At 70.9% G+C, this 19,529-nt stretch carries 20 protein-coding genes and 6 pseudogenes; 11 read left to right on the forward strand and 15 right to left on the reverse strand.

Going from position 1 to position 19,529, the window contains the following annotated elements; genetic code table 11:
- Positions 1-89 precede the first annotated feature (89 nt).
- The 3 pseudogenes from tpg to ACFVT1_RS39615 all read right to left on the reverse strand — a co-directional run.
- Positions 90-553 (reverse strand): annotated as a pseudogene (tpg, locus tag ACFVT1_RS39605) (telomere-protecting terminal protein Tpg); the annotation flags it as partial.
- Positions 554-556: 3 nt separating this feature from the next.
- Positions 557-2,341: pseudogene (gene tap / locus ACFVT1_RS39610) on the reverse strand (telomere-associated protein Tap); the annotation flags it as partial.
- A gap of 187 nt (positions 2,342-2,528) precedes the next feature.
- A pseudogene (locus tag ACFVT1_RS39615) lies at positions 2,529-2,690 on the reverse strand (hypothetical protein); the annotation flags it as partial.
- A gap of 124 nt (positions 2,691-2,814) precedes the next feature.
- Between ACFVT1_RS39615 and ACFVT1_RS39620 the strand changes: the two are divergent.
- Positions 2,815-3,549 (forward strand): zeta toxin family protein, encoded by a 735-nt coding sequence (locus ACFVT1_RS39620; RefSeq protein WP_389805297.1) that lies wholly within the window; start codon positions 2,815-2,817, stop codon positions 3,547-3,549.
- Between the two features lie 548 nt (positions 3,550-4,097).
- Here ACFVT1_RS39620 and ACFVT1_RS39625 read toward each other — a convergent pair.
- The 3 genes and pseudogenes from ACFVT1_RS39625 to ACFVT1_RS39635 all read right to left on the reverse strand — a co-directional run bounded on the left by ACFVT1_RS39625 (position 4,098) and on the right by ACFVT1_RS39635 (position 6,911).
- Positions 4,098-4,993: pseudogene (locus tag ACFVT1_RS39625) on the reverse strand (MFS transporter).
- Positions 4,984-5,451, reverse strand: a complete 468-nt coding sequence (locus ACFVT1_RS39630; protein ID WP_389805300.1) for an ArsI/CadI family heavy metal resistance metalloenzyme — start codon at positions 5,449-5,451, stop codon at positions 4,984-4,986. The pseudogene ACFVT1_RS39625 and the gene ACFVT1_RS39630 overlap by 10 nt, the downstream one beginning before the upstream one ends.
- 65 nt (positions 5,452-5,516) lie before the next feature.
- Positions 5,517-6,911 carry an NAD(P)-binding domain-containing protein gene (locus ACFVT1_RS39635; protein WP_389805303.1) on the reverse strand — a complete coding sequence of 465 codons (1,395 nt, stop codon included), beginning with the start codon at positions 6,909-6,911 and terminating at the stop codon, positions 5,517-5,519.
- Positions 6,912-7,015: 104 nt separating this feature from the next.
- Between ACFVT1_RS39635 and ACFVT1_RS39640 the strand changes: the two genes are divergently transcribed.
- Positions 7,016-7,381 carry an ArsR/SmtB family transcription factor gene (locus ACFVT1_RS39640; RefSeq protein ID WP_389805306.1) on the forward strand — a complete coding sequence of 122 codons (366 nt, stop codon included), beginning with the start codon at positions 7,016-7,018 and terminating at the stop codon, positions 7,379-7,381.
- On the opposite strand, the gene ACFVT1_RS39645 is transcribed toward ACFVT1_RS39640, so the two are convergent.
- Positions 7,321-7,725, reverse strand: coding sequence for an ArsR/SmtB family transcription factor (locus tag ACFVT1_RS39645; protein WP_389805309.1), 405 nt, complete (start codon positions 7,723-7,725; stop codon positions 7,321-7,323). The two genes, ACFVT1_RS39640 and ACFVT1_RS39645, sit on opposite strands and share 61 nt — an antisense overlap.
- 64 nt (positions 7,726-7,789) lie before the next feature.
- Here ACFVT1_RS39645 and ACFVT1_RS39650 point away from each other — a divergent pair, with 64 nt between their 5' ends.
- Positions 7,790-8,842 (forward strand): flavin-containing monooxygenase, encoded by a 1,053-nt coding sequence (locus ACFVT1_RS39650; RefSeq protein ID WP_389805312.1) that lies wholly within the window; start codon positions 7,790-7,792, stop codon positions 8,840-8,842.
- Positions 8,843-9,105: 263 nt separating this feature from the next.
- Here the strand turns inward: ACFVT1_RS39650 and ACFVT1_RS39655 are convergent, their stop codons facing one another.
- From ACFVT1_RS39655 to ACFVT1_RS39670, 4 genes and pseudogenes are all read right to left on the reverse strand, one after another.
- Positions 9,106-9,702 carry a hypothetical protein gene (locus ACFVT1_RS39655; RefSeq protein ID WP_389805314.1) on the reverse strand — a complete coding sequence of 199 codons (597 nt, stop codon included), beginning with the start codon at positions 9,700-9,702 and terminating at the stop codon, positions 9,106-9,108.
- Positions 9,699-9,977, reverse strand: coding sequence for an SHOCT domain-containing protein (locus ACFVT1_RS39660; RefSeq protein WP_389805317.1), 279 nt, complete (start codon positions 9,975-9,977; stop codon positions 9,699-9,701). The genes ACFVT1_RS39655 and ACFVT1_RS39660 overlap by 4 nt, the downstream gene beginning before the upstream one ends.
- Positions 9,978-10,228: 251 nt before the next feature.
- Positions 10,229-10,438, reverse strand: a complete 210-nt coding sequence (locus ACFVT1_RS39665) for a hypothetical protein (RefSeq protein WP_389805379.1) — start codon at positions 10,436-10,438, stop codon at positions 10,229-10,231.
- Between the two features lie 46 nt (positions 10,439-10,484).
- Positions 10,485-10,901: pseudogene (locus ACFVT1_RS39670) on the reverse strand (class I SAM-dependent methyltransferase); the annotation flags it as partial.
- Between the two features lie 120 nt (positions 10,902-11,021).
- On the opposite strand from ACFVT1_RS39670, the gene ACFVT1_RS39675 reads away from it, so the two are divergent.
- The 3 genes from ACFVT1_RS39675 to lspA are packed head-to-tail and all read left to right on the forward strand — an operon-like array spanning position 11,022 to position 13,785.
- Complete coding sequence (locus ACFVT1_RS39675; RefSeq protein ID WP_389805373.1) at positions 11,022-11,306, forward strand: ArsR/SmtB family transcription factor; 285 nt, start codon at positions 11,022-11,024, stop codon at positions 11,304-11,306.
- A complete protein-coding gene (locus tag ACFVT1_RS39680) occupies positions 11,303-13,264 on the forward strand; it encodes a heavy metal translocating P-type ATPase (RefSeq protein ID WP_389805320.1) in 1,962 nt (653 codons plus the stop codon). Before ACFVT1_RS39675 ends, ACFVT1_RS39680 begins: the two co-directional genes overlap by 4 nt.
- The gene (gene lspA, locus ACFVT1_RS39685) at positions 13,261-13,785 is read left to right on the forward strand and encodes a signal peptidase II (protein WP_389805323.1); all 525 of its coding nucleotides are present in this window, start codon (positions 13,261-13,263) and stop codon (positions 13,783-13,785) included. The genes ACFVT1_RS39680 and lspA overlap by 4 nt, the downstream gene beginning before the upstream one ends.
- An 86-nt stretch (positions 13,786-13,871) precedes the next feature.
- On the opposite strand, the gene ACFVT1_RS39690 is transcribed toward lspA, so the two are convergent.
- Complete coding sequence (locus ACFVT1_RS39690) at positions 13,872-14,450, reverse strand: rhodanese-like domain-containing protein (protein WP_389805376.1); 579 nt, start codon at positions 14,448-14,450, stop codon at positions 13,872-13,874.
- A gap of 68 nt (positions 14,451-14,518) precedes the next feature.
- On the opposite strand from ACFVT1_RS39690, the gene ACFVT1_RS39695 reads away from it, so the two are divergent.
- A complete protein-coding gene (locus tag ACFVT1_RS39695) occupies positions 14,519-14,797 on the forward strand; it encodes a metal-sensitive transcriptional regulator (RefSeq protein ID WP_389805326.1) in 279 nt (92 codons plus the stop codon).
- Positions 14,798-14,871: 74 nt separating this feature from the next.
- Here the strand turns inward: ACFVT1_RS39695 and ACFVT1_RS39700 are convergent, their stop codons facing one another.
- From ACFVT1_RS39700 to ACFVT1_RS39710, 3 genes are all read right to left on the reverse strand, one after another.
- On the reverse strand, positions 14,872-15,615 hold the full coding sequence (locus ACFVT1_RS39700; RefSeq protein ID WP_389805329.1) for a sulfite exporter TauE/SafE family protein: 744 nt from the start codon (positions 15,613-15,615) through the stop codon (positions 14,872-14,874).
- Positions 15,612-15,974, reverse strand: coding sequence for a rhodanese-like domain-containing protein (locus ACFVT1_RS39705; protein WP_389805332.1), 363 nt, complete (start codon positions 15,972-15,974; stop codon positions 15,612-15,614). The genes ACFVT1_RS39700 and ACFVT1_RS39705 overlap by 4 nt, the downstream gene beginning before the upstream one ends.
- Positions 15,975-16,041: 67 nt before the next feature.
- Entirely contained in the window at positions 16,042-17,415 is a 1,374-nt protein-coding gene (locus ACFVT1_RS39710) for a rhodanese-like domain-containing protein (protein WP_389805335.1), read from the reverse strand.
- A 286-nt stretch (positions 17,416-17,701) separates the two neighbouring features.
- On the opposite strand from ACFVT1_RS39710, the pseudogene ACFVT1_RS39715 reads away from it, so the two are divergent.
- The 4 genes and pseudogenes from ACFVT1_RS39715 to ACFVT1_RS39730 form a co-directional block, all read left to right on the forward strand.
- A pseudogene (locus tag ACFVT1_RS39715) lies at positions 17,702-17,938 on the forward strand (DUF4158 domain-containing protein); the annotation flags it as partial.
- 310 nt (positions 17,939-18,248) lie between these two features.
- Positions 18,249-18,383, forward strand: coding sequence for a hypothetical protein (locus ACFVT1_RS39720; RefSeq protein WP_389805337.1), 135 nt, complete (start codon positions 18,249-18,251; stop codon positions 18,381-18,383).
- Positions 18,384-18,449: 66 nt separating this feature from the next.
- Positions 18,450-19,091, forward strand: a complete 642-nt coding sequence (locus ACFVT1_RS39725) for a group II intron maturase-specific domain-containing protein (RefSeq protein WP_389805340.1) — start codon at positions 18,450-18,452, stop codon at positions 19,089-19,091.
- Between the two features lie 17 nt (positions 19,092-19,108).
- Positions 19,109-19,471, forward strand: a complete 363-nt coding sequence (locus tag ACFVT1_RS39730; RefSeq protein ID WP_389805343.1) for an HNH endonuclease — start codon at positions 19,109-19,111, stop codon at positions 19,469-19,471.
- Positions 19,472-19,529: the final 58 nt, after the last annotated feature.

Below are 19,529 nucleotides of genomic sequence, written 5' to 3' on the forward strand. Positions count from 1 at the left end.
GCGATCTCCCACAGCCCGTCCGGAACAATCCAACTCCACGCATCCCGCCCCATGAACAGCTCAACGAGTGATCACCACACAGGACACGGTCTAAATCCTTCGGCGATGATTCCGCGCGTCTGCTGGTCGCTGGCCCCCGCGTCGCGGGCATCGAACAGGCGCTGCGCGTACGTCGCGGGGAGGTGCACGGTGAGCCTGCGGAATCGGCCGTCGTCGGTCGTGCCGACGGCGGCGGAGTACCCGAACCGGGCCCGGGTCTCCACCGTGATCCCGCCCGAGGCGGCGGCCTGCTTCTGCCGACGCTTGCGCACCAGCGGCTGCCACCGGGCCTTGACCGTGTCGTCGATCTTCGCGGCGACGTCCGGGCGTGCTTGCGGGCGCCGCGCCGGTAGCGGTTGACGGAGTCGGCGGTGACGCCGAGCTCCTGAGCGACGGCCTTCGCGCTGCCGAACTGCTTGAGCAGGAACCCGATCTGGCCCTTGAGGGTCTTGGGTGGGTCCTTGGTGAACGCCTCGCGGTCGGCCCGCTCGATCGCGTCGTCGATCTCCCCCACGGCCTACTCCCCTTCGTCCAGGACGGCGTCGCCGCCCTTGATGTGCCGGGCCGGGTTCAGCCCCTTCTCCATGAGGTCGACCGCCCACATCATCTGCTGGACGCCTTCCAGCTTCGCCAGGCCCGGCGTCGGGCCGAGGCGGAACCCGCCGGGCTGCGGCTTGCCGGACGCGGCGTAGGGGAGGAAGTCGAGCGGCGACGTCCCCGGGCTCGGGTAGACGACGCAGTCGGACAGCACGGCGAGCGGGTACAGGCCGGTCATGTCCGCCATGTTGCGGAGCTTGCGGTGCATGTTGACCCGGGCCTTGCTGATGATGGCAGCCCGGATGTCGGGGCGCCACGTGGGCCGGGACAGGGCCGGCCACGTCTCGCCGTCCTTGTAGTGCTTGCCCTGGGGGCGCTCGCGGAGCTTGCCGACGCCGCCCTTGACCGTGGCCTTGATCGCGGACAGGACGGCGGCCAGGGCCGGGTCCTTCTGCTTGTGGTGCTCCATCGCCGCCAGGAACTCGGTGTCGGAGAGGCCCTTGGTGACGCCCATGTCGGCGAGGGTGTCGACGTAGGCGTTCTTGAGGCGGTCGTGCCACGGGTCGAGGTAGGCGCCGGTTTCGCGGCGCAGGTACGCCTCGATCGGGTGCACGTCGTAGCCGAGCTCCTGGGCGTAGGCGAGGGTGTGCGTCTGGTACCAGGCCGGACCGGTCGGCCGGGAGCCGTCCGGCGTGAACGGGCTGGGCAGGCGCGGGTCCAGCTCGATGTGGGAGAGGTCGGCCAGCCAGCTCCCGGGGATGTTCGGGTTGAACTTCGGGGCGTGGAAGTGGTCCGGGGCGGAGAGGCCAACGACCAGGCGGGCCGCGGCGGCGAGGAACGCCGTGTTGAGGTCGAGGCCGACCGCCCACGGCAGGGTGCACTCCTCATCGGAGAGCGTGTCCACGTCCCGCACCCACTGGTACGCCTCCTCGTTGAGGAAGCCGCCGGTCCAGCCGGAGTTCACGACGACGGGGTGTTCAGGGGTGGCCTCCGGCGGCGCCGGGTCCATCGGCTCGGTGCCCAGGGAGCCCGCGTTGTAGCCGGAGACCCAGTTGCCGGTGGCCGGGTCCTGCACGGCCTTCGTGGGCGGGCGCAGCGCCGTCATCAGCTCCAGGCCGGAGACGGCGGTGGAGCCGCGCGGGGTGATGACCCGCTGGGCGTACACCCCGAGGACGCGGGCGACGTCGGCCGGCTCCATCTCGGAGACGCCGGGCCAGGACCGCTCATCGAGGGCGTCCCAGGACAGGATCGCCAGCTGCACGCACTGCCGGTCGCGGCCCTGCGCCTTGCGGTAGATCCGCGCCCACGGGCCGAGGCCCCGCTGGGTGAGCTGCCACTTTGCCCTCGCGACCTGCTTGACGACCGGGTGGTCCTCCGGGAGGCGCAGGGAGCGGCGCTGCTCGTGGCCCTCCAGGCGCTCGGGCAGCCCGAGCTTCACGGCGGCGGCCGCGGTGAGCACGATCAGCGGGTCGCTGTCCTTGCCGTACCGGTTCAGCTTCGGAGCGCCGAGACCGGACTCGCGCAGCGTCCACTCCACCAGCTCCGGCACCGTGGTCGCCGGGCAGTCCAGCACGACGCCGCCCACGGCGTACGCGGAGCCGTCACCGTCCAGGACGGCCAGCGGGCCGTGCGGGAAGCGGGGGTCGGTCGCGGGCGCGGCGGCCTTCTTCGCCGCCGGGCGCCGCGACGTCGCCGTCCGTCCGGCCGGACGGGCGGGCGGGACGCTCCGGCGCGGCCGGGGCGGCGGGGGCCTGTGCCGGGGCTGCGGTGTCGGCGGGCTCGGACGCGGCCGGGCCGGTGAACGTGTCCGGCACCGGGGCGGGCTGCGGCGCGGCCACGGGGGCCGGGGTGGCCGGAGCTCCGTGGGCGGGGTACTTCGCCGCCCACCCCTTGAGGAGCCGCTGGTACGCCTCCAGGCGCGGCGACTTCGGTTCGCTCCTGCCGTTCTCGTAGTTCTTGACCGTCTGCACGGTCGACTTCAGTGCGGCCGCGAGGCGGGCCTGGGTGATGCCGGCGGCCTCACGCAGCCGAGCGCGCTCCGCCGGGGGCGGGAGCTGGGGCTCCTCCTCCAGCAAGGCGTCGATGCTCGCGAACAGCTCTTCCTCGGATGCCATGTGGATCTCTTTTCGTGCCTCACCTTAGCACTTTTTTTACCCTAACATTTAACCCATCTTTTAACCCGATCGAAGGTCTGGTAGCTTGGCGGCGGCGAAGCGCGCCAGGAGTGAACATCCGTACGTGGAGGACGAGTTGATGGAAGATTTCGCCTCGGCCGTGCTGAGCGAGGAGGAACATCAGGATGCGCTGCACCGCCTGGTCACTCCGGCGGCGACGAGCACGGCCGCAGCGCAGTCAAGGCCGGTCGTTGTCCTCGTCGCAGGCCAGCCCGGGGCCGGGAAGACGGCAGTCTCGGACCTGGTCCAGGCGGCCCTCGGGCACCGGGGCGGGGCCGTGAGGGTCTGCCGCGACCTCTACAAGAGCGCACACCGGAAGTACGCCGCGTTCCTGGCCGCCGATATCCGCACCGCCGGCATCAAGGTGCGACCGGACGCGAGCCGCCGGCAGGCTCAGGTTGAACAGCGCGTTCGCGCGTGCCGGTTCGACGCGGTCGTCGAATCCGCCCTGGCCGATCCCGCAGAGTTCCGTACCCTGTCCGCCGCATACCGGCGCTCCGGCCACCGCATCGAGATCGTCGTGGTCGCGACCGCCGAGGCGTGGAGCCAGCTCGGGATCCTGGACCGTCTGCTGACCGGGGCGGCCAGCGGGGAGGGCGCACGGTATGTGGCATGGGACAACCTCGACACGTGCGTGACGCAACTCCCGAAGACTCTGGCGGTCATCGAGGCCGAGCAGCTGTCCGACCGGATCACCGTCGTCCGGCGCGACGCGACCGTGCTGTACGACAACGAGCTGGTCGACGGCACCTGGAGACGCAGGACAGCCGCCGACAGAGCCGTGGTGCGGGGCTTGTAGAAAACCTTGGGGAAAACCCAGCGAGTGGATCTCCGGCGAGGCGTACAAGCCCACTGGTCAGGCGGGGTGCGATGCTCTCTGCGATCTTGCTCGGGCAGACAGTGGGACGTACCGACGACCGACCAGGGACAGCGTAGCGGATCCGTGCCGGTGACGGGCTTCCGTATCGGGGTAGCTCGGTGAAGGCGGATGCTGCATGCCTCTGACCTGCTGCTTACTTGTGCCAGGGGTGATGGTCGAGGGGTGACGGAGCATGGTGGGGGAAGGTGAAATTTCCGTTCCGTTCCCTGCGTGATTCTTTGAGGGGATGTGGGTGTGATCTCGAAGAGGCCCTGACGTGGCTGCAGGCGCCTTTGTGACGAGCGGGAGCTGTCGGGCGTGGTGGTTGATCGATCGGTTCTTCTGGCTTGTATCCAGCAGTGGTCCTGCGCCGGGCTGTTGGGTCAGATGCGCGGTAGTGGCATGGCTTCGGGCGTGGGGGTCTGCGCCGGCCTGCCCAGCGCTGCGGTGTTCCGAGACCCTGCGGGGTGCCAATGAGGTGGGGGCGGTCAGTGTGGGGGTGAGGTTTGTCTTGCTGGCGTCGCGCGGAGTGAGATCAGGCACGAGGCGGCGGAGACGATGGTGAGCGCGGCGAAGAGGTGGGGGTATCCGCCGAGTGGTGCGGCCAGGGCGGCGCCGGTGAAGGGTGCGAGTGCTGAGGCGGTGGTTGTAGGTGCTGCGAGGAGTCCGGACAGGTGGCCGTAGTGGGTTGGTGCCCCAGCGGTCGGTGATGGCGGTGGCCTGCAGCAGGGTGAGGTTGCCACGGACCATCCCGGCTGCGACCGACAGGGCGACCAACAGGGCATAGGGGCCGGGCGTGAAGGCGAGTGCGGCGGTGGTGACGCCACCGAGTGCGATCAGGGTGGTGGTACGAGTCGTGGCCCCGGTGTGCGAGCGTGGCGGTCAGGGGTGCGAAGACGGTGGAGGCGAGTCCGCCGGCCAGGGTGACGATGGTGAGGGCGCGGACGTGGTCGGGGGCCCACCAGCGGGTCAGTGCGGCGAAGGCGGGCTGGTAGAAGGTGGCTGCCATGGCCAGTCCTGCCAGCAGCCAACCGGCGAAGAACACAGGCAGGTTGGGAGCGGCGGCAATGATGAGCAGGCTTGCCACGCCGAGGACGGATCCCGCGCTCATGACGGCGCGCGGGCCCCGGTGGTCAATGATCCGACCGACCCGGACACCAGCGAAGGCGGAGATCAGCAGGGCTGCGGAGAACGCGGCTGTCGTCGCTCCGGTGGGCCAGCCGGTGTCGGCGGTGATGGCCGGGTTCAGGACCGGGAAGGCGTAGTAGACGATGCCCCAGCTGGTGATCTGTGTGATGCACAGGGCCGGGAGTACTGCGCGGGGCCGCGACCGGTCCCCTGTTCCGGTCGCGGCCCTGTGGGCGTCGAGCTCGGTTACGGGCAGCAGCCACCGGCCTCGCCAGATGCGCCCGGGCCTGCGTCGGCGACAGGTGTGTCCGCGCAGCAGGTGCTGGCCTTCTGTTTGGCCAGGGAGTCGGCGTCGGCCTTGACTACGTACACCTCCCACGGTTCCTGGCCGGGGCCGTGGACCCAGACCTTGTCCTGGAGTGCGTAGCAGCAGGTGGTGTCGTTCTCGATGTCTGTTGCCAGGCCCTGGTCGGCGAGGCGGGTGGTGGCGGCGTGGACGGCTTCGGTGGTGTCGACTTCGATGCCGAGGTGGTCCATGCGCGTGTCCTCGTCCGGTGTGCCCTGGATGAGGACGAGTTTGAGCGGGGGGTCGGCGGTGGCGAAGTTGGCGTAGCCGTCGCGCAGTTTGGCCGGCTCGGTGCCGAAGAGCTTGCTGTAGAAGGCGATCGAGGCGGGAAGGTCGGGGACGCGCAGTGCGAGCTGTACTCGGGACATGACGATCCTCCTGGCACAGGTGTGGCAGCGCCCCGGCCGTCGGGGGCCGGGGCGCTGGGATCAGGTCAGCAGCAGCAGCCGGACGACGGGGTTTCCTCGGCGGCCGCGACCGGCAGAGAGGTGGCGACGCCGATCTGTACGAGTGCGGGTGCCGGAGTGGTGCAGCATCCTCCGGCGTCGGTCTGGTCGGCTGCCGGGTCGTCGAAGATGCCGGAGCCGCCGCACACTCCGGTTTCGGGGAGGGTGAGTTCGACCTTGTCGGCGGATTCCAGGTCGCCGGCGATCGCTGCGGTGATGGAGCGGACCTGTTCGTAACCGGTCCTTGCGAGGAAGGTGGGGGCGCGGCCGTAGGACTTCATGCCGACCAGGTAGATGCTGGGTTCGGGGTGGGAGAGTTCGCGGTGGCCGTGGGGGTAGACGGTGCCGCAGGAGTGCTGGTTGGGGTCGATGAGCGGGGCCAGCTCCGCAGGGGCCTGGAGGCGTTCGTCGAGGCCGAGGCGGATCTCGGAGAGGAACGAGTGGTCGGGGCGGAAGCCGGTCAGGACGATGACCTCGTCGACCGGGTCGAGGCGGCGTCCGTCCTCGCCGGTCAGGGTCAGGCGGTCGTCATCGGTGCGCTGGATGCTCTCGGTGCGGAAGCCGGTGACCGCGTCGGCGTGGCCGTTGTCGACGGCGGCCTTCGCGGCGAGGCCGAGGGCGCCGCGGGCGGGGAGCTGGTCGGTGGTGCCGCCGCCGAAGGTGGAGCCGCTGATGCCGCGGCGCAGGATCCACACCGCGTGGGTGCCGGGCTCGTCCTTCGCGAGGTCGGCGAGGGTGGCCAGGGCGGTGAACGCGGAGGCGCCGGAGCCGATGACGGCGGTGCGCTTGCCTGCGTAGCGGTCGCGGACGGCGGGGTCCTTGAGGTCGGGGACGCGGTAGGTGATGCGGTCGGCCGCCGTCTTCTCGCCGAGGGCGGGCAGGCCGCTGGCCCCGGCCGGACTCGGGGTGGTCCAGGTGCCGGAGGCGTCGATGACCGCGCGGGCGAAAAGGCGTTCCTCACGGCCGTCGGCGGTGGTGAAGTGGACGACGAAGGGCTGGTTCTCGCGGTCGGCGTCGACGATGCGGTCACGGCCGGTGCGGGAGACGCCGGTCACCCGGGCGCTGGTGCGGACACGGTCGCCGAGTACGTCGGCGAGGGGCTGGAGGTAAAGGTCGGCCCAGTCCCCGCCGGACGGGTAGGTGGCCGCGTCCGGCTTGGTCCAGCCGGTCGGGGCCAGGAGCTTCTCGGCGGCCGGGTCGGTGATCTCGCCCCAGGTGGAGAACAGCCGCACGTGCGACCACTCGCGCACCGTCGCTCCGGCGGCATCTCCGGCTTCCAGCACCAGCGGGGTGATGCCGCGGCCGACCAGGTGGGCGGCGGCGGCCAGCCCGGCGGGGCCGGCTCCGATGACGACAACCGGCAGGTCTGCAGTGGTGCTCATGACGGTGATGTCCTCCGAGGTAGGCGGCCGGTCCGACCGCTGCTTCGATTGCTGTCGATGTCTGGAGCTTGCCACTCGGTATCGACGAGTGTCAATATAGACGCATGTCGAAATCAGAGGTTGCGGAGCTGCCGGTCCTGGACGCGGGGGCTGTGGTGCCGTGCTGCCCGCCGATCACCGCCGGGGAGCTGTCGCAGGACGACGCGGAGAAGATGGCTGTCATGTTCAAGGCGCTGTCGGACCCGGTGCGGCTGCGGCTGTTTTCCAAGGTCGCCTCGCATCCGGGCGGCAAGGCGTGCGTGTGCGACATCTCCGACGTCGGCGTCTCCCAGCCGACCGTCTCCCACCACCTGAAGAAGCTGCGCGAGGCCGGTCTGCTGACCTCCGAGCGGCGCGGGACCTGGGTGTACTACCAGGTCGCGCCGTCCGTCGTGGCGGCCATGTCCGCCATGCTCGACCTGCGCACCTGATCTCCGGTCGGCGCCTGCCGGTCAGCCGCTGCAGTCGGGCGGGCAGCACCGACCCAGGTACGCCTGGAGGAGACGCGCTTCGCCATGGTGGCTCCGTCGGCCCGGTAGTAGACCTGTTTGCCTTCCTTGCGGGAGATCACCAGGCCGCCGCGGCGCAGCAGGCTCAGGTGCTCCGAGGCGGTCGACGGCTTCAGTGCGCACCGCCGCGCGATCTCGCCGACCGTCAGCTCGATGCCTCCGGTGAACTGCTGCATCACCTTCTGGCGGGTTTCGCTGGCCAGGGCCTTGAGGAAGTCGGCCGTCGCCGGATCCACCGCGGACGTCTCAACGCTGTTCTCTTTCACCGCACCCTGCTCAACATTTCGTCACTTTCCGAAATAACGACTCACATGAAGGGTTCACGTTCTCATGGAGCATGCCGATCTCGTCGTCATCGGTGCCGGGCAGTCCGGCCTGGCCACTGCGGCCCTCGCGCCGCGTCACGGCTTCACCCGCATTCTGGTGCTGGAGGCCGCGGCGGAGCCGGGCGGGTCCTGGACGCGCTACTACGACAGCCTCACCCTGTTCTCCCCGGCCCGGTACTCGTCCCTGTCCGGGATGCGCTTCCCCGGCGAAGCGGACCGCTACCCGCGGCGGGACGAAGTGGTGGACTACCTGCGCGACTACGCCCGCCGTCTGCCCGCCGACATCCGTACTTCGACGACCGTCACCTCCGTGACGCAACAGGGCGGTGCCTGGTCCGTGCGGGCCGAGGACGGGCGGGAGTTCACCGCGCGGGCGGTCATCGCCGCGACCGGTGACTACGGCACACCCTTCGTGCCGGACGTTCCCGGACGGGCGGACTTCGGCGGCCGGATCCTGCACGCCGCCGACTACCGCAGCCCCGACACGTTCGCCGGGCAGAGGGTCGTCGTGGTCGGCGGGGGAAACTCCGCGATCCAGATCGCCGCCGAACTCGGCCCGCTCGCCGACACCACCCTGGCCACCCGGCGCCCGATCGGATGGACACCCCAGCGCCCACTGGGCCGGGACCTGCACTGGTGGCTGGGGCACACGCGCCTCGACATCGCACCGATCCGGCGGCTACTGGCAAAGGTGCCCGTCTCCGTGCTCGATGACGGCCACTACCGCACCGCCCTGGACCAGCACGGCGTCGACCGACGCGACATGTTCAGCCGCTTCACGACCGACGGCGTCGTGTGGCCCGACGGAACGAAGGAGAAGGTCGGCGCGGTCCTGCTCGCCACCGGATACCGCCTCACCTTCCCCTACCTGACTGGATCGGGCGCCCTGGACACCATCGGCGCGCCGCTGCACCGGGGCGGTCTCTCCACTGCGGTGCCGGGGCTCGGCTTCGTCGGCATGGAGTTCCAGCGCAGCTTCTCGTCCAAGACCCTGCGCGGCGTGGGCCGGGATGCCACGCACGTCCTGAAGCAGATGCGTACTGCGGCGGCCGCGTGAGCCGGGATCAGGATTCGGGGGCTGAGTAGCATCCGCGGCACCACATCAACATGCTGGGCCGCTGCCCTCATGCCGCAGGCGCTCAGGCCAGCGGTTCGGTGATCTGCCGGACGGCGTCGCGTGCGGGGCGCCCGACGCCTATGAGGGTGGCGGAGGCCGGCCCCGTCCAGTCGCCGTAGCCGCCCCGGACGGCTACGGACAAGCCGCCTGACTTCCCGCTCGCGGGAAGGCTCCGCCATGCCTGCCGAGCAGTCTTGCTGTGGTCACCGTGTGACGTCCAGCTCCGTGTGCGTGCCGGCCATGTAGTGGCCGGGGAGGTTGCAGACCAGCTCGTAGCGGCCGGGCTGCAGCGTCAGCGTGGTCCAGGCCGTCGCGCCGGGCGTGATGCCGTTCCCGGTTCCCGCATCGCAGCTGCGTGAAGCCTCACCCAGGCTGCCCGCCTCGCTGGCCTTCCCGTCAGAGCCGGTGGGGCGTTCCCCCGCGGCCTGACCCGTGGGCAGGGGCAGCACCATCACCTCGTGCGGGAGGGCGCCGACGTTGATGACCCGCAGCGACACCAGGCCGGCCGGGGCCGTGGTCGGTGCGGCGCGCAGATACATCATGCCCTGCCGGCCGGGGTCCGGGATGCGCCAGTGAGGGCGGCCCGTCATTCCGCCCATCATGTCGCCCGCGGTCACGTCCACCACGTGTCCTTTCAGGGCAGGCACACTGCACTGCGCGCCGGGTGCTCGCCAGGCGGCAGGCGCACTGCCGCGGAAGGCGCCGGTGGCGGCGAACAGCAGTGTGGTTGTGATGCCCAGCACCAGTGCGGCGACTGCCCCTGCAACCAGCCAGATCCCGCGCGGGCGGTTCGCGCTCATTGGTGCTCCCGCAGCAGTGCGAGCCGCCGTTTGTACTCGTCCTCGTCGATCTCCCCGCGGGCGAACCGTTCGGCGAGCAGGTCCTCCGCTCGCCTGTTTCCCCACCCGGGCTCACTGGAGGGGGGAGGCGGGCCGCCCTGGTGGCCGTGATGACTGCCCGAGAAGTAGCGGACCAGTGCGACGATGCCGGCGATCACCAGCGCCCAGAACAGCACCATGAAGATGGCCATGAAAAACCAGCCACCCCAGCCCCAGCCGCCGTCGTACCACATCATGCCGATCACCTGCTCTCGGCCGGTGGGCAGGCCCCGCCTCCAGCATGCGCCGGTGGAGGCCGCCACGCCTTGCCTGCTCCCCACCCTCCTGCAGGGAGGGGTGGCCGGAGAAGGGGCCGTTCGGGCCGCCCCCGCCGACGACCGGTCCACGAACTCTGACCGCGGCCTGGAGACAGGTCGACCCCGGCGGCCGGATAGTCAGGCGCGCGCACCAGTGGGGACCTCAACCGGGCGCCGCACCCCGCTCTCCCTCAGCCCCCGTCTGAGACCTGCTTGACCGCGGTGCCGAGCAGGTAGTCGCCCTGGATCTTGGTGAACGCGCCCCGTACGGACAGGCCGTGATGGGGGAGTTCGGCGAGGAACTCCTGCGCGCTGAAGCGGTCGTGGGTGGGGTGGACGAACAGCTTCTGGTAGGAGGGGCGGGCCAGGGCGTGTGAGGTGACCTCGTCGAAGACGAACATCCCCCCCGGGCTTGAGGACGCGGGCGATCTCGGCGACGGCGGAGCGCCAGTCGAGGACGTGGTGGATGATCGCGAAGTCGAACGCCGCGTCGTAGGTGCCGTCCTCCGCGCCGAACGCGGACTGGAGGTCGGTGGCGTCACCCACGGCCAGGCGGACCCGGCCCGGCCGGTCCGCCAGTCGGCGACGGGCCTTGGTGACCATGGTCTCGTCCAGGTCGATGGCATTGACCTGGGCGGCGCGGAAGCGGTCGAGAATCATCCGCGTGCCGTACCCGGAGCCGCAGCCGATCTCCACTGCCCGGGCGCCTCCGGGCAGTGGTCCGCTGGCCAGCCGCAGCAGGGCTGGGACCTCATAGAAGCGCTGCAGGGCCCGGCGGGCGGGATTGTTGACCACCGCCTTCTCGATCCGGTTCATCAGCATGACGCGACCCCCATAGATGACATCGGCGAACGTGGCTATCATCGTTCCATGACGATGGATAGTGCAGAGGCTGCGCCGTCGGCCACCACTTCGTGCGGGGCGCCCTCGGCAGCGGTGGCCCTGTTCCGCTCCCTCGGCGACCCGGCCCGCCTCGCGATCCTGATGCGCCTGGCCCAGGGCGAGGCCAAGGTCGTGGACCTGGTCGGCTGCGTGGGCCTGGCCCAGTCCACGGTCTCGGCGCACCTGTCGTGCCTGCGCGACTGCGGCCTGGTCGACTCCCGCCCCCAGGGCCGGGCCTCCCTGTACTTCCTGGCCCGCCCGGAACTGCTGGACCTTCTCTCCTCAGCCGAGCACCTGCTCGCCGCGACCGGCGAGGCCGTCGACCTGTGCCCCACCTACGGCACCCCGGCAGCACCCGCCCCGGACAGGGACGGAGACAACCGATGAGCGACGCGTGCGGCTGCGGTGACGAGAAGAAGACCGCCGAGGGCGAGGAGGAACGCGAGCCGGAGAAGCTGTGGGAGGTCAGCGAGCTACGGGCCGCCGCCGTGGCCGGTGTCCTGCTGCTGGCCGCACTGATCGCCGGCTGGTCCGGCGCCTCCGACACCGTGGTGATGGCGCTCAACGCGCTCGCCCTCGTCGTCGGTGCCTGGACCTTCATACCCTCCACGCTGCGACGCCTAGCCAAGGGCAAGGTCGGCGTCGGCACGCTGATGACGATCGCCGCCGTCGGCGCGGTCATCCTCGGCGAGGTCGGCGAGGCCGCCATGCTGGCCTTCCTCTACTCCATCAGCGAGGGCCTGGAGGAGTACTCCCTCGCCCGCACCCGGCGCGGTCTGCGCGCCCTGCTGAACCTGGTGCCCGAACAGGCGACCGTGCTGCGCGAGGGCACCGAGCAGACCATCGCCCCGGCCGAGCTGCGCATCGGCGACACCATGGTGATCAAGCCCGGCGAGCGGATCGCCACCGACGGCACCATCCGCACCGGCCGCACCGCCCTGGACGTCTCTGCCATCACCGGCGAGTCCGTCCCCGTCGAGGCGGGACCGGGCAGCGAGGTGTACGCGGGTGCGATCAACGGGACCGGCGCGCTGGAGGTCGACGTCACCAGCACCGCCGCCGACAACTCCCTCGCCCGGATCGTGAAGATCGTCGAGGCCGAGCAGGCCCGCAAGGGCGCCAGCCAGCGCCTCGCCGACAAGATCGCCAAACCTCTGGTGCCGGGCATCATGGTCGCCGCCGCCCTCATCGCCCTCATCGGCTCCCTGCTGGGCGACCCGGCCACCTGGATCGAGCGGGCCCTGGTCGTCCTGGTAGCCGCTTCCCCGTGCGCGCTCGCGATCTCCGTACCCGTCACCGTGGTCGCCGCGGTCGGCGCGGCCAGCAAGCTCGGCGTCCTGGTCAAGGGCGGCGCCGCCCTCGAAGCCCTCGGCGCGGTGCGCACCGTCGCCCTGGACAAGACCGGCACTCTGACCCGCAACCGGCCCGCCGTCGTCCAGGTCGCCACCCTCGACGGCCGCAGCCGCGACCAGGTCCTCGCGGTGGCCGCCGCTCTGGAGGCCCGCAGCGAACACCCCCTCGCCAGGGCCATCCTGGCCGCCGCACCCGAGGTACCCACCGCCACCGACGTTCAGGCGGTCACCGGTTCCGGACTCACCGGACACCTGAACGGCCGCCTGGTCCGTCTCGGACGGCCCGGCTGGATCGAGCCCGGCCCGCTGACCCAGGACGTCACCGCGATGCAGCACTCCGGGGCGACCGCCGTGCTGATCGAGGACGACGGAACAGTGATCGGCGCGATCGCCGTACGCGACGAACTGCGCCCCGAGGCCCGCGAGGTCATCGACCGCCTCCACGCCTCCGGCCTGAGGGTGGCGATGGTCACCGGCGACAACGAACGCACCGCCAAAGCCCTGGCGGCCGAGGCCGGCATCGACACCGTCCACGCGGACCTGCGCCCCGAGGACAAGGCCCGCATCATCGGCGAACTGCGCGAGAAGCAGCCGACCGCAATGGTCGGCGACGGCGTCAACGACGCCCCCGCCCTGGCCACCGCCGACCTCGGCATCGCCATGGGCGCCATGGGCACCGACGTCGCGATCGAGACCGCCGACGTCGCGCTCATGGGCGAGGACCTGCGCCACCTGCCCCAGGCCCTGGACCACGCCCGCCGCGCACGGCAGATCATGCTCCAGAACGTCGGCCTGTCCCTCGCGATCATCATCGGCCTGATGCCGCTCGCCCTGCTCGGCATCCTCGGACTGGCAGCCGTGGTCGCGGTCCACGAACTCGCCGAGATCGTCATCATCGGCAACGGCGTACGCGCCGGACGTACCAAGCCGCTGCCCCCGGCTCCCGCCCCGGCCCGCGAGAGCGCGCCCGCACCGGCCGGAGCCGTCGCATGATGCCCACACACACCACGGTCCGCCCGGCAGTCACCGCTGCCGGGCTGACCCGGCGCCGCCTGGGCCTGCTGCTCCAGGCCGCCGCGTTCGCCGGAGCCGACCTGGGCCTCAAAGCATGGGCCACCACCGCCCTCGACGGTGACCCGATCGAGGGCGGCCCGGTGGGCCTACAACTCGTCTTCAACCCGGGCGTCGCGTTCTCCGTGGGCGCGAACGCGCCCGGCTGGACCGTGGTGGCCGTCACCGGGCTGATCACCGCGGGCGTGGCCGTCGCCCTGTGGCGCACCGCGCCCGCCGGGCGGCGGCTCTGGGGGATCGCGCTCGCCGCGATCCTCGGCGGCGCTGTGGCCAATCTGATCGACCGGGCCGCCGACGGGGTGGTCACTGACTACCTGCACACCGGGTGGTGGCCCACCTTCAACCTCGCCGACACCTTCATCGTCCTGGGCGGCCTCGCCATCGTCACCTTGTCCTTCCGCGAGCCCCCTCCCAAGGCCGGGCCCGCGGACGAACAGGGCTGACCGGGCCCGCTCGCCTGCCATGCTCGGGTCAGACGGCCACGGCAACGGGCGCCGGGGCGGGGATGCGGCGGCGCCCGGGGGTGGGATCAGGCGGCCAGGCGCAGCAGGGTCTCCTGGAAGGAGACCCTGCTCTTGGGGGGCCGGTTGTGGGGCAGCTTGGAAAGGGCTGCGGCCATGCCGCAGGTGTTGGTCACGCCCGAGAAGAGGAGTCCGGCGCCGATGGCCCCGGACAGCCAGTGCGCGGGCGTCCAGGCGAGGCCGGCCACGAAGCCGACGAGGACCAGGGTGCCGGCGGCGAGGCGGACCTGGCGGTCCATGGGCCAGGTCGCGCGGGCGCCTGCCGGGCGCTCGACCGCGTGACCTGCGGCGGCCCACGCCGTGGTGCCACCTTCGAGGGTCGCGGCGTCGATGCCCAGACCGGCCAGCTGGGCGCAGCCCTTGGCAGATCGGGCTCCGGAGGCGCAGACGATGAGCAGCGGCGTGCGCTGCGCGGCCTTCTTCAGGGCCTCGGCAGCCTCGTCCAGGCGGTCCAGGGGGATGTTGTGGGCGCCGGGCAGGTGGCCGGTGGCGTACTCGCCAGGGGTGCGGACATCGATCACGGTGAACTCGCCGAAGCGGGCGGTGACCTGGGCGGGGGTGAGTGCGGTGGTGGTCACGGAGCAGATGCCTTTCTGGGCGGTTCCCCCACGGTAAGATACCCATGGGGGTATATGAGGAGGTTGGGGAGGTTGGTGTGCAACTCGACATGAGCGCCGAGGAGCTGAAGTCGGCGCTGAACCGGCTGCGGCGGGCGCAGGGTCAGCTCGCGGGAGTGATCAAGATGATGGAGGAGGGCCGGGACTGCGAGGACGTCGTCACGCAGTTGTCGGCGGTCTCCAAGGCGCTGGACCGGGCTGGGTTCTCGATCATCGCGACCGGTCTGCAGCAGTGCATGACCAGCGAGGACCCGCAGGTAAGGGACTCCGCGCAGATGCGCGCCCGGCTGGAGAAACTGTTCCTTTCGCTGGCCTGAGAACTTTCGTATCCCGTGGGGCTTGCCGCGGACGCACCGACAACCGGGTGTCCGCGGCAGGCCCCACGGGTCTTTCACAGCAGGGCACCGGCGGCCATCACCGCGGCCACCGTCAGCAGCAGAGTGCCGAAGACCCGCTGCAGGACGGCGGGCTGGACCTTCGCGGACAGCCGCTTGCCGTCCCAGGCCCCCAGGACCGCCGTCGCGATGAACGGCATGATCAGGGCCCAGTCCAGGCTGACCTCGGTGGACGCACGGGCCGCGAGAGCGACCAGGGCATTGGCGATGATGACCAGCAGGCTGGTGCCGACGGCCGCGCTCATCGGCACCGCCAGCGCCGCCACCAGGGCGGGCACGGCGAGGAAGCCGCCGCCGACCCCGAGCAACCCGGTCACCGCACCCAGCACGGCCCCCGCCCCCGCTGCGCGGGGCGCGGACCCCGTCCCCTTCTCCGACGGTGTCCGCCGGCGCAGCATGCGCAGCCCCGCAAGCACGGCGAGGGCGGCGAAGGCCAGGGTCAGCACGGCGGCGGGGATGTGCGCGGAAAGCAGGCCGGCCCCGGCGGCGGGCAGCAGCCCGGCCGCGGCGAACAGCAGACCGGCCCGCCAGCGCACCGTTCCCACCCGGGCATGCGCCACCAATGCGGTGAGCGAGGTGACGATCACGATGATCAGGCTGGCAGTGGTGGCCTCGGCCGGGCTGAAGCCGAGCAGGTAGATCAGGGCAGGGACGGTCAGGATGCTGCCGCCCGCCCCGAGCGAGCCCAGGGCGAGACCGACCAGCGCCCCGGCGAGCAGGGCAAGAACGAACGCGGTCATATGACGGTGCCCGCCGCCCCGTGCACGTCCTGGACGGGCAGGCCCTGAGCGGCCCAGGCGATCATCCCGCCGGTGACATCGACCGCCGCGACACCACGCTCGGCGAGCAGGCGCGCGGCCTGCTGGGAGCGGTTCCCGAAGCGGCAGATCAGCACCAGATCACGGCCGTCCTCACTGCCGGGCAGGCCGGGCCCCTCGGCCAGACGCGACAGCGGCCAGAACATGGCCCCGGGCGCGTGACCGGCCCGGAACTCGTCCTCCTCACGGATGTCGGCGAGCAGTGCGGAGCCGTCCTCGACCGCGCGGTGGGCCTGCGCTGGTGTGATGCGGCCGGGACGGCCGCTCTGGGGCAAGAGCATGATGCTTCCTCTGGTGCCTGTGACCCCCGGGCCGGACTGAGCGGCCGGAGAGGGGCAGGTGGTGCGGTCAGTGCCGGGCGGGGGCGACGAGGGTGAGGCCGGCGTCGGTGGCCGCGGCGTAGCCGTCGTCGATGGCGACGACGTCACGTCCGGCGGCGTCCAGGACGGAGGCGGCGATCGCCGCGCGCATGCCGCCCGCGCAGTGCACCCATACGGTCCCGGCGGGCACCTCGTCCAGCCGCTGGTGGACCTGGTGGATCGGGATGTGCACGCTGCCCTCGATCCAGCCCTGGGACCGCTCGCCGTCGCGGCGGACGTCCAGCACCACCAGCTCCTCGCCCCGCGCACGCGCGGCGGCCAGATCGGCGAACGTCGCCCGCGGGAACGAGACGGGCGGCGCCCCACCGGCGATCCAGTCGGCCGGGGAGCCGACGGCCGAGGCGGCCGGGCGGTCGACGCCCACCCGGGCGAGCTCGCGCTGGGCCCGGGCGATGTCCTCGGCACTCTCCGCGAGCAGGGTGACCGGCTTGCCCCACGGCATCATCCACGCCAGGTAGGTGGCCAGCTGCCCCTCGACCTCGAAGTTGAACGAACCCGCCACATGGCCCTTGGAGAACGCCACACGGTTGCGCAGGTCCACGACCCACTCCCCAGCAGCCAGGCGACGCGCGATCTCCTCAGCGTCAGCACGCTCCGGCGCGGTCAGGTCCACCGGAGCAGGGCCTGCGGCGTTGGCCGGGCCCATGTGCGCGTAGTAGGCCGGAACATCGTCCAGACCGGCCAGCAGCTCTTCGACGAACCTCTCCACGTCCTGGAGCAGCGCCGGGTTGGACGTCTTCTCCGTACCGATGGTGCTGTGGTCGCCGCCGGCCTGGCTGGCGGAGCAGAAGCTGCCGAACCCGTGCGTCGGCATCACCACCACATCGTCGGCCAACTCGGCAGCGAGCCGGTGCGCGGAGGCGTACTGGGCCCGGGCCAGCTGCTCGGTGAGCCGCGGCTCCACCAGATCGGGGCGGCCCACGCTGCCGATCAGCAGCGAGCCGCCGGTGAACGCGGCGACCGGTCGCCCGTCCTCCTCCAGCACGTAGGAGGTGTGGTGCGGCGTGTGTCCGGGAGTAGCCACGGCCCGCAGCGCCAGGCCCTCGTCGACCTCCTCCACGTCGCCGTCGGCCACCGCCACCCGTGCGTACGCCACCGACGCCCCGGCGGGCACCAGGTAGCGGGCGCCGGTCAGCCGGGCCAGCTCCAGACCGCCGGTGACGTAGTCGTTGTGCACGTGCGTCTCAGCAACTGCCACGATCCGCACCCCGCGCCGGGCAGCCGCCGTGATCAACCGGTCAATGTCCCGCGGCGGATCTACAACCACCGCCGCCCGGGCGCCGCCCGCCAGGTAGCTCCGGTTGCCCAGACCTTCGGTCTCCAGGATGTCGGCAAAGAACACGGCATACTCTCCCTCACTGCACGATTACCCCCCGGGGTATCTCCATCCACCGTAACAGAGATACCCAGGGGGGTATCGGGGGAGGTGTGCGACGCTCACCACAACGGATTCACTCGCACTCGGCCTTGTTCTCGTGTAGCTACGGCGAACGGGCATGTGGCGCTGCGTGATTGCCCTGGTGCTCGTTTCTCCTGGCTGGGCGCCTCGTTGAGCTGAGCGAGTGATCTCGGTCGGGTGGAGGGGACGGGGTGCGGCAGGACTGGGAGCCGGAGGACCTGATTGAGGTCTGGACGCTGCTGGAAGACGACATGAAGCGGGTGCGGAACAAGTCCGGGGCGACTCGGCTCGGGTTCGCGCTGTTGCTGACGTTTTTCGAGGTGGAGGCCCGTTTTCCGGAGTCGGCCAGGAGGTGCCGGCCGCGGCGGTGCAGTACGTGGCCCAGCAGGTGAAGGTCCCGGCGGGGGCGTGGGCGGAGTACGACTGGCAGAGCAAGGCGATCCAGCGGCATCGGGGCGAGATCCGGGCGGCGTACGGCCGGGGGCGGAAGACCGCCGGCGTGGACGGGGAGACGGCGCTCGGCCCCAAGGAACGGGGCCGACTGGCCCGCATGCTCCTACGGGACGGCGCCGCCCGCCCACGACCGGTGAAACGAGCGCAGATTCCGAAGGCGAATGGCAAGACGCGCCCTCTCGGCATCCCGGTCATCCGGGACCGGGTCCACCAGGCCAGGGTGAAGAACGCCCTGGAACCTGAATGGGAAGCGCGATTCGAGGCGCGAAGCTACGGCTTTAGCCCCGGCCGGGGATGTCACGACGCAGGCTGCCATCTTCCAGGTGGTGGGCAAGCCCGCCAGCCACCGCAGATGGGTGCTGGACGCCGACTTGTCGGCGGCGTTCGACCGGATCGACTACACGCACCTGCTGCGATCCCTCGCAGGCTTCCCCGCCAGGGACGCCGTCGAGGGCTGACTGAAGGCCGGGGTAATGGACAGGGGCGCCTTCGCACCGACGGTGGAAGGCACCCCGCAAGGAGGGGTGATCAGCCCACTCCTGCTGAACATTGCTCTGCACGGAATGGAAGAAGCAGCCGGGGTCTCCTGGAGAAGACACCGGAACTCCCGGGTCCTCAGAGAGGGGTCTCCGGCCCTTGTGCGGTACACGGACGACTTCGTGGTCATCTGCCACACGGAGAAGGACGCGCACGAGGCGTACCTGCGGCTGAAGGAATGGTTCACACCCAGGGGTCTGGCCTTCAACGAGGAGAAGACTTCGGTCCGCCACCTCACCGACGGCTTCGACTTCCTCGGGTGCACCATCCGGACGTACACGAACGGGTACACGCTCGTGACGCCGAGCAAGGACGCGGTGAGGAAGGCCAAGGGGCGTATCCGGGACGTCGTCCGGTCGAACCGGGGGAAGCCTGCGGACCGTCTGGTCCCAGAGCTCAACTCGTTTCTCCGGGGATGGACCGCGTACTACCGTCCCTGGAGCTCGAAGAGGGCCTTCAAGGAAGTCGATCGGATCGTGTTCGGCCAGCTCTGGCAGTGGGCGAGCAGGCAGCATCGGCGGAAAGGAAGGCAGTGGATTGCGGCCCGGTACTGGGACAAGCGGATCCCGGGAGCGACAACCGCTGGATCTTCGGTGAGGGTTCGGCGTACGTCAAGCCCGCCGCGATGACCAGGATCGTCCGTCACGTGCCGGTCCTTGGAACACATTCCAAGGACGACCCGGCGCTGGCGGACTACTGGACCGAGCGCGCGGCCAGGCGGACCAAGCTGGGGCTGGAGAACAGGTTCATCCAGACTCTGGCCGTCCGTCAGCGCGGCCGTTGTGCCCGGTGCGGTCTCGACCTCGTCGAAGGAGCCGAGTTCGAGCCGGACAACATCCACGACTGGGTGTCCTGGTTCGATTCGGTCCGCCGGACGCTGAACGTGCACCACGTCGTGCACCGCCAGCACGGCGGCGGCAACGAGCTGAAGAACCTCATCCTCCTGCACTCGCAGTGCCACCAGCAGCATCACGCGACAGAAGCACTCGATGCGAAGCGGTCCCAGTGACCTGCTTGAGCCGTGGTGCGGTGAAAGCCGCTCGCCCGGTTCTGAGGGGGCCGGGGTC

The organism is Streptomyces sp. NPDC057963 (genome assembly GCF_042887155.1).
Taxonomy (GTDB): Bacteria; Actinomycetota; Actinomycetes; order Streptomycetales; family Streptomycetaceae; genus Streptomyces.

What these genes read in the sequence shown, in the direction of transcription:
- ACFVT1_RS39650 (WP_389805312.1), top strand. Translation starts at nt 7,790, where the DNA reads ATGGAGCATGCCGATCTCGTCGTCATCGGTGCCGGGCAGTCCGGCCTG.
- ACFVT1_RS39700 (WP_389805329.1), bottom strand. Translation starts at nt 15,615, where the DNA reads ATGACCGCGTTCGTTCTTGCCCTGCTCGCCGGGGCGCTGGTCGGTCTC.
- ACFVT1_RS39640 (WP_389805306.1), top strand. Translation starts at nt 7,016, where the DNA reads ATGTCGAAATCAGAGGTTGCGGAGCTGCCGGTCCTGGACGCGGGGGCT.
- ACFVT1_RS39680 (WP_389805320.1), top strand. Translation starts at nt 11,303, where the DNA reads ATGAGCGACGCGTGCGGCTGCGGTGACGAGAAGAAGACCGCCGAGGGC.
- ACFVT1_RS39630 (WP_389805300.1), bottom strand. Translation starts at nt 5,451, where the DNA reads ATGTCCCGAGTACAGCTCGCACTGCGCGTCCCCGACCTTCCCGCCTCG.
- ACFVT1_RS39655 (WP_389805314.1), bottom strand. Translation starts at nt 9,702, where the DNA reads ATGAGCGCGAACCGCCCGCGCGGGATCTGGCTGGTTGCAGGGGCAGTC.
- ACFVT1_RS39705 (WP_389805332.1), bottom strand. Translation starts at nt 15,974, where the DNA reads ATGCTCTTGCCCCAGAGCGGCCGTCCCGGCCGCATCACACCAGCGCAG.
- ACFVT1_RS39665 (WP_389805379.1), bottom strand. Translation starts at nt 10,438, where the DNA reads ATGTTCGTCTTCGACGAGGTCACCTCACACGCCCTGGCCCGCCCCTCC.
- ACFVT1_RS39635 (WP_389805303.1), bottom strand. Translation starts at nt 6,911, where the DNA reads ATGAGCACCACTGCAGACCTGCCGGTTGTCGTCATCGGAGCCGGCCCC.
- ACFVT1_RS39675 (WP_389805373.1), top strand. Translation starts at nt 11,022, where the DNA reads ATGCGCCTGGCCCAGGGCGAGGCCAAGGTCGTGGACCTGGTCGGCTGC.
- ACFVT1_RS39660 (WP_389805317.1), bottom strand. Translation starts at nt 9,977, where the DNA reads ATGATGTGGTACGACGGCGGCTGGGGCTGGGGTGGCTGGTTTTTCATG.
- lspA (WP_389805323.1), top strand. Translation starts at nt 13,261, where the DNA reads ATGATGCCCACACACACCACGGTCCGCCCGGCAGTCACCGCTGCCGGG.